The organism is Nocardia carnea (assembly GCF_029868325.1).
Classification (GTDB): Bacteria; Actinomycetota; Actinomycetes; order Mycobacteriales; family Mycobacteriaceae; genus Nocardia; species Nocardia carnea_C.
The window spans coordinates 1-11,617 of sequence record NZ_JARWNW010000285.1; the positions used below are offsets into that span (position 1 = coordinate 1).

Annotated in this window: 10 protein-coding genes; 4 read left to right on the forward strand and 6 right to left on the reverse strand. The window is 67.9% G+C overall.

All coding sequences use genetic code 11. The features are described from left to right. The 4 genes from QH196_RS27380 to QH196_RS27395 all read right to left on the reverse strand — a co-directional run. A partial coding sequence (locus QH196_RS27380) for an Rv1355c family protein (protein ID WP_280418722.1) occupies positions 1 to 1,521 on the reverse strand: 1,521 nt, incomplete at its 3' end. Beyond that, complete coding sequence (locus tag QH196_RS27385) at positions 1,511 to 2,287, reverse strand: hypothetical protein (RefSeq protein WP_280418723.1); 777 nt, start codon at positions 2,285 to 2,287, stop codon at positions 1,511 to 1,513. The genes QH196_RS27380 and QH196_RS27385, both read right to left, overlap by 11 nt. Before the next feature lie 270 nt (positions 2,288 to 2,557). Beyond that, positions 2,558 to 3,013, reverse strand: a complete 456-nt coding sequence (locus QH196_RS27390) for an effector binding domain-containing protein (RefSeq protein WP_280418724.1) — start codon at positions 3,011 to 3,013, stop codon at positions 2,558 to 2,560. After that, the gene (locus tag QH196_RS27395; protein WP_280418725.1) at positions 3,010 to 3,453 is read right to left on the reverse strand and encodes a GyrI-like domain-containing protein; all 444 of its coding nucleotides are present in this window, start codon (positions 3,451 to 3,453) and stop codon (positions 3,010 to 3,012) included. The genes QH196_RS27390 and QH196_RS27395 overlap by 4 nt, the downstream gene beginning before the upstream one ends. Before the next feature lie 637 nt (positions 3,454 to 4,090). Between QH196_RS27395 and QH196_RS27400 the strand changes: the two genes are divergently transcribed. Continuing rightward, on the forward strand, positions 4,091 to 6,118 hold the full coding sequence (locus QH196_RS27400) for a hypothetical protein (RefSeq protein ID WP_280418726.1): 2,028 nt from the start codon (positions 4,091 to 4,093) through the stop codon (positions 6,116 to 6,118). Positions 6,119 to 6,225: 107 nt separating this feature from the next. Beyond that, entirely contained in the window at positions 6,226 to 7,140 is a 915-nt protein-coding gene (locus tag QH196_RS27405; RefSeq protein ID WP_280418727.1) for an SDR family oxidoreductase, read from the forward strand. Here QH196_RS27405 and soxR read toward each other — a convergent pair. Then, a complete protein-coding gene (gene soxR / locus QH196_RS27410; RefSeq protein WP_280418728.1) occupies positions 7,061 to 7,639 on the reverse strand; it encodes a redox-sensitive transcriptional activator SoxR in 579 nt (192 codons plus the stop codon). The genes QH196_RS27405 and soxR overlap by 80 nt on opposite strands. A gap of 130 nt (positions 7,640 to 7,769) precedes the next feature. Here soxR and arcA point away from each other — a divergent pair, with 130 nt between their 5' ends. Beyond that, positions 7,770 to 9,026, forward strand: a complete 1,257-nt coding sequence (arcA, locus tag QH196_RS27415) for an arginine deiminase (protein WP_280418729.1) — start codon at positions 7,770 to 7,772, stop codon at positions 9,024 to 9,026. Positions 9,027 to 9,056: 30 nt separating this feature from the next. Beyond that, the gene (locus tag QH196_RS27420; RefSeq protein WP_280418730.1) at positions 9,057 to 9,416 is read left to right on the forward strand and encodes a GntR family transcriptional regulator; all 360 of its coding nucleotides are present in this window, start codon (positions 9,057 to 9,059) and stop codon (positions 9,414 to 9,416) included. Between the two features lie 12 nt (positions 9,417 to 9,428). Here QH196_RS27420 and QH196_RS27425 read toward each other — a convergent pair whose 3' ends face one another. Then, complete coding sequence (locus QH196_RS27425) at positions 9,429 to 11,054, reverse strand: dolichyl-phosphate-mannose--protein mannosyltransferase (RefSeq protein ID WP_280418731.1); 1,626 nt, start codon at positions 11,052 to 11,054, stop codon at positions 9,429 to 9,431. Positions 11,055 to 11,617 lie beyond the last annotated feature (563 nt).

An 11,617-nucleotide genomic window follows, 5' to 3' on the forward strand; every position in this document is an offset into this window, starting at 1 on the left:
GCCCACGATCGGCTCGGCCCGCACGAATTCGCCGAAACCCCGGACGCCCCGCTCACCGCGGTGCTCCGGGGGGGGGGCGGGGGCGGCCCGGGGCGGGGCGGCGCGGAGCCGGACGCGCGCGCCCGCGCACCCGCCCCCCCGTCCCCGGCCGCCCCCCCCCCCCCCCCGGAGCACCGCGGTGAGCGGGGCGTCCGGGGTTTCGGCGAATTCGTGCGGGCCGAGCCGATCGTGGGCGGCGGCCGCGACGCGGGCGTTGTACAGCGCGGCGCCCACGGCGACAGCGCTGCCGCGGTAGCCGGTATCCATGGCGGTGGTGTACTGCGGATCGAGGGTGATCCGGATCTCCTGGTCCGTGGCGTGCAGCGACCACGGCTGGATATTTCCGCCGGACGGCGCCCGCTGCGCACATTCGAGAATCCGGTCGAGCGGCGCCGTGGGCGCGGTCTCGGTCTCGGTATCGGCGGCGGGTTCGTCGAGATCGAGGTCCGGGTCGGCGAGGGCGTCGAGGGCCTGTTCGATATCGAGCCGGGTGCGGCCCGATCGCAGCGGCCGGCCCAGGCCGATCCGGCGCACCGCCGTCGCGACACTGGCGGCGCCGAGCACCACATCGCCGCCGAGCTGCGGCCAGCTGTTCAATGTCTCGCCCACCTCGACCAGGCTGCCCGCCATCCGGGCGGACAGATCGCGTGCGCCGAGCAACCCCACGACATAGGGTGCCTTATCCCGGGTGGACAGGCCGCGCAGCCGGGTGGCCGCGATATCGCCGAGCAGGCCGTGGAAGGGCTGCCGGTCCGGTTCGAGGTCGAAACGTTCGATATCGAGCAGGCCGCGGTCGCTGGTCTCCATGATCAGCGGCAGTTTCCGGCGCCGGGCCGCTTCGCGGACGAGTAGTTTGATATCCAGGGAATCGCATTCCTCCACGACGATGCCCAGCCCGTCGACGAAATCGTCGACGGTATCGGGGTCCAGTCCGCCGCCGCGCACCTCCACCGTCAGGTAGGGGTCGAGTTCGGCGATCCGGCGCGCCGCGACGATCGCCTTGTTCACGCCGATATCGAACAGCGTGGCGGGGACCCGGTTGAGGTTCGACAGTTCGAGTTCGTCGAAATCGGCGAGCCGCAGTGCGCCGCACGCCCCCTCCTGGGCCAGCGTGTAGGCGATGGCATGCCCCACGCTCTGCCCGACGACCCCGACCGTGAGGGTGCGCAGCCGCTCCTGTTCGGCACGGGTGAGTTTGTTGCGATTGCGGTCGAGCCGGATCGCGCGGAAGGTCCGCGGCCCCGGCAGGACCAGTACGCTGCGCCGCCACGGGTAGTACACCCAGCGGTCGTCCGCCGGGCCCTCGGCGGTTTCCGGGGGATCGTTGAGCCTGCCGAACTCGGTGGCGAGCAGACCGCGCAGATCGTTGATCTCGATATGCGGTGTGCTGCGCAGCCCGGCCAGCGCCCGTTCGTCGTCGGGGTCGCCCGGGTTCAGGATCAGCGGCCGGTATTCCACTCCGAGATCTGCTTCACCGACCATGTGACCGGCATTCCTCCCCACCGCGGCGCAGCGACCGGACCGACCGCGACGACCTCGGTTCAGCTAATCCCATAGCGCGAAGTTCACCACGCATCAACAAATACTGCAACTTGTCAGCAAATACATCATAGGTCCTGGTATCCCACCAGATCGGCACCGTTCGGTAGCGCTCGTCCGGGTAGGGCACAGGCGGGATCGCCTGCGCGACCATACCGCCGCTCGCGCGGTGCCGTTCGGTGGTGAACGAGGCGACCGTCGCGAAGCCGTAGCGGGCGCCCAGCAGCCGCGGGGCGTGCGCCATGCACCGGGAGATCGCGGCGGTCAGATCGTTGCGGCGGTCGGCGTCGCGGGCCACCCAGACGGCGCGGGATTCGACCACACCGCGTGGAATACGCCGCGCCATCATGAGACTCAGGTCCGTCGCGCCCGGCCGCCCGGCCCACGGGGTGAGTGAATCGACCTCCGAGACCCACCGGTACGGCCCCTGGACCCGCAGGCCGCCGACCACCGCACCGGTGAGGTCGGTGGCGGCGAAGAACAGCGCGGTCGACGAACCGTCGGCGACGGCGTCGTATTCCAGGGCCTGTTCGTGTCCGAAATGGCGGTAGGTCTGCTGGGCACCGGCCAGGTAGCGGTGCCAGAGGTCGGGGGAGCGGTCGGGGGTGGTGGCGCAGATTTCGTAGCCGGAGACGTTGTCGCGAAACCCCGCAGCGCGGCCGTGGTGCGGGTGGTCTTCCTGGCCGACTGCGATCGTTTCGACAGTCATGACAGTTCCTACTCTTTCGCCGTACACCCGGTGGGGGTACGGGATATGTTGTCCAGCAGCTCGTCCGACGCCCCGGCTCGCCGACGTGCCCAGTGCAGTATCCGTCATCGAAACACAATTGACCAGAACTCTGGTTAATCTTCCGAAAACTGACGCGAGATGCAACTGTTATCGCAGGTCAGGCCAGGTGGTTCGAGAATGACCGGTTACCGGGAGACCGGTTGGTTCGGAGTTAGTTATCAACCGGCAACGAACTGTTCGCCGCCGTTGTCACGTGGCGATCGAAATGAACAGCTCCACCGATTCCGAACCGTGCCAGAGCTCGATCTCCTCGCGGTAGGCGCGAGTTATCTCGGCCGACGCCGTGGCATCGTCGACCTGCGCCCAGACATCCTCGACGGGATCGTGGTAGTCGCCGTTGGGTACGAACCGCGCGTAGACGCCCCGCGGGACCCGGACCAGAACATCACCGATGGCGGAATCGCCCGGTTCGGCGTATTCGAAACACACCAGGGCGTTGTAGGTGCCCGTGGGCGTGCGCACGTACACGGTGTACATCGGTCGCTGCGCCTCGGCCGAGCCGGCGAATCCGGCCGCCCGTTCGCTGAGCCGGTCCTTGAGGAACTCGATGAGTTCGCTGTTGCTGACCTTGAAGCTGGGGCGCACCTTCGGCACCACCAGGCCGGCGTACACCGACTCGCCGCGCACCACGATCGTGTAGCTCATCGGGCCTCGACCGCCAGGTACAGATCGATCTTGTACGCGTGGGGATAGAACTCGAAATCGCCGGTGAAGGTCCGGTTTATCCGGTTGTTCTCCTCGGCGTAGGCGATCTGGGTCCACAGGCTGGTCATGATCTGCGGGAAGTTGCCCACCGAGGAGAACTTCGCATAGGTACCGCGCGGCAGGCGTGCCACCATATGGCCGCGGGTGACCTCGTCGAAGGAGTGGCATTCGTAGCCGACGATCTGGGTGTTGTAGGTCCCCAGCTCGGACGAGTAGTCCGTGTACGCGGTGGCGAGCGGCCCGCCGAGTTCGTGATGCAGCACCGACGACCAGGCGCCCTCGAGGTCGCGGTCGCGTAGTTCACCGAGCGCGCGCTTGGGGCTGCGTACCGGAAGTCCGGCCACCCACGTCTCGTCCCGCTCGACGATTTCAAACTGCATGGAAGGACTCTTTCGAGATGTCTCCTGGTGGGCAAGCCGACCGGGTGGTCGGCCGGATCCGCCATGCTATCAACCGGTGGCGGTGCGGGCGGCCCGCCCGGCTGCCGGGTTTCGGTGGATCGTCGCATTGTGCGGTGTAAACCCGTCGTTGTGTACAGAAATCGGCAAACCGGCCGGTCGCCCGGCAATTGCCGGGTAAATACCCGGCAGAATTCGGAAAACCGGTGGTGGCCGCGTTTATCGTCGCGCATTCTAGTGGTGTTCTCAACGCTGGCTATGTCACCCGATATTGTTTCGTAATTCACCGTGGCCGGCCCGATTCGCCACTATCAGTTCAGCTGAGCTTCATTCCACGTAATTACCAATGCCGACATGATCGGCAGAACAGATCGGCGGGCGCTCCCCGCGAAACCCGGACGTATGACGACCGCGGCGCCCTAGCGGACCGGCTGCAGTGCGCATTCTCGGTGGTCGTGGACTCCCGGCGGCATGGGCAGGGCCGCGTCGGCGCCGTCTCGTCCGCGGTCTCCTCCTGGTAGCGATTCTCACCGTTTTCCCCGGCGGGCTGGGCGCGGTCGCGAGGGCCCAGAATGGGGCGGGTGGGGCGGCGCCGAGCCGGATGGACGGTGTCGCCTGGATGAATATCCGCGATTCCGCCGGCGTGCAGCTGGCCGATTACACCTTCGTCGGCGCGCATGGCGATCTCCTCGATCCCGGTACAACGATGGTCTGGACGCTGATCGGCCTCGAATTCGTCGGATATATGGTTATCGTGACGACCGCGATCTGGTTCGTCGGTTATGCGCTCAGTTTCGCCTGGCTCGACCTGTTCGCCGAAGCATTGCAGGGCGTAGCGAACGCATTCGCGGACCGGCTCGCCACTCCCGCGGTCCTGGTTACGGCGGTGAGCATCGGGGCATTTCTCGTGGCCTGGTTCACGGTGCGCGGCTTCCACAGCAGGGCCGTGGTCCAGATACTGACGATGCTGGTCGTGGCTGTGCTGGGACCGCTGTTCCTGGCTGCTCCGCTGGCCGGTGCCCTGGGATCGGACGGCCTGCCGGCCCGGGGGCGCGACCTGGGTATGGCGGTCGCCGCCGGCCTCGATGGGTCGGACTCGCGGAATCCGGACCTGGTGTTGAGCACTCTGCAAAGGGATATGGCCGATAATTTCGCGCGCCGTCCGGTGCAGGTGTGGAATTTCGGGCATATCGTCGACGACCGGCCGGCCTGCGCCGCAGCGTGGTCGGCGGGGATGACGGCGGGCGATCCCGAGCGGACCCGGCGCGAACTCGGCTCGTGTGGCGATACCGCCGCGGTCACCTCCGCCCATGCGCGGGTGGGCCAGATAGGCACCGGACTGGTGCTCCTGGCCTCGGCGGCCGTGCTGCTGTTGTTCGCGGTGGTGCTGTCCTTTCGGCTGATACGCGCGGCGCTCGATGCCATCTATCAGGCATTCATGGCCGTATTCGGATTCGCCGCCGGTGGTTTCGTCTACGGTCCGACCCAGTCCTTCCTGGTGCGAAACCTGGTGAATTCGGGTATCGCGGCAGCCCGCATGTGCGCATACACCGTTTTCGTCGGTATCTACCTGTTGCTGCTCGGCAATATCTTCCGGCAGGCCCACGGCCGAGTGGTCGCCGTGATCGTGATCGCCGCGGTCGTGCAAATCGTCGCGATATCCCAGATAGGCCGTCTGTCGAGGAGTCTCACGCGTGGCTCGGCGTGGGCTGCCAACCGGTTCGCGCTCGCCATCCAGGGCGCGCCGGCAGGCTCCGGTGGGGCCGCGCTCGGGATGGGCGGCGCGGCGGGAGGTAGAGCTTCGGGCGGTGGTTCCGGGATGGGAGCGATCGCGAGCCTGGCGGCGCTGAACACCGTCAACGCCTCACCGTTGACTGCGTGGCTGCTCGGTCGCACGGTGAATCCGCTCAGTCCGCTGGCCGCCGGCAGAATGCGCAACGATCGGGCGAATATCGCGTCGGCGGCCGGCCGGTTGGAATCGCACCGGTGGCGGGCAATGGCCCGGCAGAACTGGCGCATGCTGGCACGCCGGGAAGCCGCCGAATGGGGCGGTATCGACACCGAGCTCGGTCTGAATCGGGCGTTGAAGTATCTCGACAACAACCGGGTACCGGCCGAGTCGCTGCCGGCGGTACTGCACGACGCCGGGGCGAGCCACGAGCGGATCCACCGCCATATGCGGGCGCGGCAGACCCGTAACGACACCCGCTCCCGCAATCCGTACGGGTTCCTGCCGTTGCAGAAGGCGGTTGCCGCGGGCAACGCGGTACTCAACCACGTCGGATCGGACGCGGAAATGGCATTCGCCGCTCAGGCCGTCAGCGATGCCGACAGTCTCGCCCGCCATACCCTCGCCCCCGCCCCGGGAGCGCAGCTCGACCGCTCCTTCATCGCCCGCGTCCAGCAACACTGGGATTCCGACCGGGCCCTGCGGGCGAATATCGACCCCGCTGAATGGAACAGGGTCGGCCGGGATACGCGCACTGCCATCGCCCACCAGTTGGCCACCGAACATCTGGCCACGGCTCGCGCCTACTTCGCCGCGCCGACCGCTGCGCATCGCGGCGAACTCGCGGCCTCGCTGAAGCGATTGTCCAATCTGGACCACGCGCTGCCCGATTTCGGACTGGATCCGTGGGATCTGTGACCGCGCGGACGGTCGCCCGAGGCCGGTGCCCCGCCGCTCCGCCGTGCCACCCGCGCCCGGTCTCGGTACGCTGCTGCCGACAGCGCAGTCGTAGATCGGGAGTCGGCATGGGGCGGGTCAACCGCAGGAAATCGGTACAGGGCGCGAAAACACTGGTCACAGGTGCCGCCAGCGGTATCGGGAAGGCGACCGCGCTGGCGGCCGCGGCCCGCGGTGCGCGCCTGGTGCTCACCGATATCGATGCCGGCGGGCTGGCCGCCACGGTCGACGAGATCGAACGCGCCGGTGGGACCGTGCTCATCTCGCGGGCACTCGATATCTCCGACTACGACGCCGTCGCCGAGTTCTCCGCGGCCGTGCACGAGGCGTTCGGCAGCCTGGACGTGGTGATGAATGTGGCCGGGACCTCCGTGTGGGGGACCGTCGACAGTCTGGAGATCCGGCATTGGCGCCGGATGGTCGATATCAATCTGCTCGGGCCGATCAATGTCATCGAACGGTTCGTTCCGCCGATGGTGCGGTCCGGGCAGCCGGGTGCGCTGGTGAATGTCTCCTCGGCGGCGGGGTTGCTGGCACTGCCTTGGCATGCCGCCTACAGCGCGAGCAAGTACGGCCTGCGCGGCTTGTCGGAGGTACTGCGGTTCGAACTCGCCGAGCACGGAATCACGGTGCATCTGGTGACGCCGGGCGCGGTGGCCACGCCGCTGGTGCGGACCTTCGACCTGGTCGGCGTGGACAAGGAGAATCCGCGAGTGCAGCGGGTGACCTCGCTGTTCACCCGGCACGCCGTACCACCGGAGAAGGTCGCCGCGGCGATCCTGAAGGGTATCGAGCGCAACCGCTTCCTGGTGTACAGCTCCTTCGATATCCGCTTCGGCTACTGGTGGAAGCGGAAGTTCGCCTTCCCCTACGAACTGCTGATGCGGCAGGCCAACCGGCAGTTCAGCACGCTGAAACAGTCGGTGAATCGGGATCGGGCGGTAGCGAGCACGCCGAATCCGGATTCTCCGGCAGCACACTGAGCGGATCGCCGGGGTCGTCGCACACGCCCGGTTCGGGGCAGTTCAGATGCACATCGAGGACGCGGGCGCCGGGACCTTCGGCGCCGAGCCGGTCGTGTTCGTTGACCAGTTTGCAGCTACCCAGCGACAGGCAGCCGCAGCCGATGCATCCGGTGAGGTTGTCCCGTAGCCGGACCAGCTGAGTTATTCGTTCGTCCAGATCGGCCTGCCAGGCGGTGGACAGGGTTTCCCAATCGCGCCGGGTGGGCGTGCGACCTTCCGGCAAACGATCCAGCGCACCGCGGATTTCGCTCAGTGGGATGCCGACCCGCTGGGAGATGCGGATGAAGGCCACCCGGCGCAGCGTCTCCCGGGTGTAGCGGCGTTGATTTCCGCTGGTCCGGCGGCTGGAGATAAGTCCTTCCCGTTCGTAGAAGTGCAACGCGGACACTGCGACTCCGCTACGCTCGGAGAGCTGACCCGGGGTCAGCTCCTTGGTTTTCCAATCCGCTGTCGGCATCCGCCCTCCTCCGTCATCCTCAACCATACTTCAGGGTTGCTGGCCTTGTGGGCGGAATCCGGGGCAAATATGCCGCGAACGAGGTGCCCGCGTGTATGCCGGCGGCCGCCGCGCGCATTACTGTCGGGACATGGGATCAGATGCCACATCCGATACCCGGCAACGGGACCCCGGCCACCCGGCCCCCACCTTCGGGGTGACCAGCGAAGTCGGCGACCTGCGCGCGGTACTGCTGCACCGGCCCGGCGACGAGCTGCGCCGGCTCACCCCGCGCAACAACGATCAACTGCTCTTCGACGCCATCCCCTGGGTGGAACGCGCCCAGCAGGAACACGACACCTTCGCCGCGGTGCTGCGCGACCGCGGGGTAGAGGTACTGCTGCTCGCCGACCTGCTCGCCGAAACCCTCGCGGTCAGCGGCGCCGCGCGTATCCAGGGCATCTCCGCGGCCGTGCACGCCCGCCGCCTCGGCCATTCGCTCGCCGCCGAACTGGCCGCCCAGCTGCGCGGCGTGCCCGCCCCCGACCTCGCCCGAATCCTGATGGCGGGGATGACCTTCGACGAACTGCCCTTCGCCGCCGACGACACCTCCCTCGTCCGCCGCATGCACCACGGTGGCGATTTCGTCATCGACCCGCTGCCGAATCTCCTGTTCACCCGCGACTCGTCGTTCTGGGTCGGGCCCAAGGTCGCGATCACCGCACTCGCGCTGCCCGCCCGCGCGCGGGAAACCTCGCTGACCGATCTGATCTATGCCTTCCACCCGAGGTTCCTCGGGGTCCGCCGGGCCTACGAATCGCATACCGCGCCCATCGAAGGCGGCGATGTGCTGCTGCTGGCGCCCGGGGTCGTGGCCGTGGGCGTGGGGGAGCGCACCACCCCGGCCGGTGCGGAAGCCCTGGCACGCAGCCTGTTCGACGACGGTCTCGCGCACACCGTGCTGGTGGCGCCGATCGCGCAGAACCGCGCCACCATGCACCTCGACACCGTATGCACCATGGTCGATACGGACGCGGTCGTGATGTATCCGGGCGTGCGCGAAACCCTGACCGCGTACACGATCCGCCGCACCGATACCGACAGCTGCGTGGTCACCGGGCCCGACCCGTTCCTGCCCGCCGCCGCTGCGGCGATGGGAATCGGCAAACTGCGCGTCATCGATACCGGAACGGACGGGGTCACCGCCGAACGCGAACAGTGGGACGACGGGAACAACACGCTCGCCCTGGGCCCCGGCGTGGTGGTCGCCTACGAACGCAACGAGATGACCAATGCGCGGCTTGAGGATTCCGGTATCGAGGTGCTGCGCATACCCGGTTCGGAGTTGGGCTCGGGCCGCGGCGGCCCACGCTGTCTTTCCTGCCCACTTGCCCGGGATAGCGTATGAAAAGCGGGCGGATGCGGTAAGAACGGACGCATGTTCGAGATCACGGTGTCGCACGATTCGGGCGTCCCACCCTACGAACAACTACGTCTGGCCGTTATCGCCCGCGTCCGCGCGGGTGAACTCCTCGCGGGAACCAAGATTCCGACGGTGCGTGCGCTCGCGGCGCAACTGGGTCTGGCACCCAATACCGTGGCCCGGGCCTACCGGGAACTGGAACAGGACGGGGTCCTGGAAACCCGCGGCCGGCTGGGCACCTTCATCGCCTCCTCCGGCGACCCCACCGCCGACGCCGCCGGCCGGGCCGCCGCCGAATACGTGGCCACGATCCGCCGGCTCGGGCTCGACGGCGCCGCCGCCCTCCACTACGTGAAAACCGCCCTGATCGCCTGACCTACGCCGGTCTCAGCGCCAGCTGGGTAGCCAGAGGTGATCCTGCCAGTTGCCGGTGGTGATGGGCAGGGCCGTCAGGATCGGCCACAACCAGATGAAATTCGCGATCACCAGGGCGAGATACAGGCATACCGCGAGCAGTCCCAGACTGCGCCGTTCGCTGGGTTCGGGCGGGAGGAAGGAACCGGTGCCGCCCGGAGCTCGGGCGGCCGCTCGCCGTGCGGTGCCGAGGATATCGCCGAAGACCAAAGCCAGCGCCATCACCAGGAACGGCGCCAGTGCGACCGCGTAGAAGTAGTACATCTGCCGGTCCAGCGTGAGGAACCAGGGCAGCAGGCCCGCGCCGTATCCGGTGAGCACGGCCGCGTAACGCCAGTCGCGGCGCACCACGCAGCGCCACAGCCCCCAGATCAGCACCGGCAGCGCCACCCACCACAGCGCCGGCGTGCCGATCAGCATGACGGCCTTCACGCATTCGCTCTGCCCGCAGCCGGTGACCCCGTCGTCGGCGTAGTAGTAGAGCATCGGGCGTAAGCCCATCGGCCACGTCCACGGTTTGGATTCCCACGGGTGATGGTTGCCCGCCGAGTTGGTGAGCTCGGAATGGAAGCCGAGCGTGCGGGAGTGGAAGTACCACAGGGAACGCAGGGCATCGGGGAACAGGTGCGACCAGAAACCGCCCGTGCCGATACCGTCCTCGGGAGCCGACGGGTTACCGGCCATATAGCGGTAGACCGCGGTTTCCTCCCGGAACCAGGCGGCGTAACTGGCCAGATAGACGCCCAGCGGTATCACGACCAGCGCGTACAGCGCGGGGCCGATATCGCGGATCGCGGTGCCGAACAGCGGTTTACGCACACCGTAGGCGCGACGCGCGGACAGATCGAACAGCACACTCATCAGGCCGAATGCCGCGATGAAATACAGCCCCGACCATTTGGTCCCGCATGCGAGCCCGAGCAGGATCCCGGCGCCGAACCGCCACCAGCGCACGCCCAGTCGCGGCCCCCACGGCGTCTCCGCGATCCGGCCGTCGGCGTCGGCGCGGGCCAGGCGCGCCCGGACCTGGTCGCGGTCGACGATCAGGCAGCCGAAGGCGGCGGTGACGAAGAAGGTGATGAAGATATCGAGCATGCCGATTCGCGAGGAGACGAAACTCGCTCCGTCCGCGATCAGCAGGATTCCGGCGAACGCGCCGAGCAGGGTGGATCGTGTCATCCGCCGGACGATCCGGATCACCAGCAGCACCAGCAGGGTGCCGCAGACCGCCGCGGTGAACCGCCACCCCCAGCCGTTGTAACCGAACAACGCTTCACCGAGCGCGATCATCTGCTTACCCACCGGTGGATGCACCACCAGCCCGTAACCGGGGTTGTCCTCGATACCGCCGGTCAGGATCTGCCATCCCTGCGGCGCGTAATGCTTCTCGTCGAAGACCGGGGTGCCCGCGTCGGTGGGGTAGCTGAGCATGGTGAACCGCGTGACGGCCGCGATCACCGTCAGGAAGAGGCTGACCACCCAGCCGCGCACGGTATCGGTGGGACCGAAATCCGGTGCGGGTCGCAGCGGTGCCGGGCTCGACCGGGTACGCGGCGGCCGCCAGGACGCGCTCGGGCGCGAGTCGGTCAGCTGATTCACGGCCCCGAGTCTATGGGTGTGCCCACCGTGCGACGCCACACGCCCGAACCGGTCGCGGCCGCGCACCCGGAGAGGCGGACATATCGGTCGACCGGAGTAAATCCGCCCACCTCCCCGCGCCGTAGGCTGCGTGGGGTTCCGCTGCCCCAGCCCCGGTGATCGCCCTGGACGTGCCCAGCGGCGGCAGCGGAGCTCGTACCACTCACCTGATACGTTTCAGGTAGTTGCGGACCGCCGAAACCAGGGGCCCGCGGTGGCCCCGGAGATGCACAAGGCTGCCGCACGACCACGGAACAGGGTGCCTGAAGCGGACTGTGCACACGAGATCGCGGTCGCGGGTCGCTCGCGGCCCACAGCAAGACCGACGTACCAACGGTGGAGCCGAGTCTTACGAGGCCCTCAAAGGTTTCGGCCCCGGCCCCCGCAGTAACCCCACCGCGCGACACCGGCCCCCCCAGACCGTGTTCGCGCTGGACCGAATGATAACGGCGGGGGGGGCGGGGGCGCACGGTGCGAGTTCGGACGGGGGGGACGGGGGAGATCTGCGAGGGAAGTAACACAAA

What these genes read in the sequence shown, in the direction of transcription:
- QH196_RS27385 (WP_280418723.1), bottom strand. Translation starts at nt 2,287, where the DNA reads ATGACTGTCGAAACGATCGCAGTCGGCCAGGAAGACCACCCGCACCAC.
- QH196_RS27390 (WP_280418724.1), bottom strand. Translation starts at nt 3,013, where the DNA reads ATGAGCTACACGATCGTGGTGCGCGGCGAGTCGGTGTACGCCGGCCTG.
- QH196_RS27395 (WP_280418725.1), bottom strand. Translation starts at nt 3,453, where the DNA reads ATGCAGTTTGAAATCGTCGAGCGGGACGAGACGTGGGTGGCCGGACTT.
- QH196_RS27400 (WP_280418726.1), top strand. Translation starts at nt 4,091, where the DNA reads ATGAATATCCGCGATTCCGCCGGCGTGCAGCTGGCCGATTACACCTTC.
- QH196_RS27405 (WP_280418727.1), top strand. Translation starts at nt 6,226, where the DNA reads ATGGGGCGGGTCAACCGCAGGAAATCGGTACAGGGCGCGAAAACACTG.
- soxR (WP_280418728.1), bottom strand. Translation starts at nt 7,639, where the DNA reads ATGCCGACAGCGGATTGGAAAACCAAGGAGCTGACCCCGGGTCAGCTC.
- arcA (WP_280418729.1), top strand. Translation starts at nt 7,770, where the DNA reads ATGGGATCAGATGCCACATCCGATACCCGGCAACGGGACCCCGGCCAC.
- QH196_RS27420 (WP_280418730.1), top strand. Translation starts at nt 9,057, where the DNA reads ATGTTCGAGATCACGGTGTCGCACGATTCGGGCGTCCCACCCTACGAA.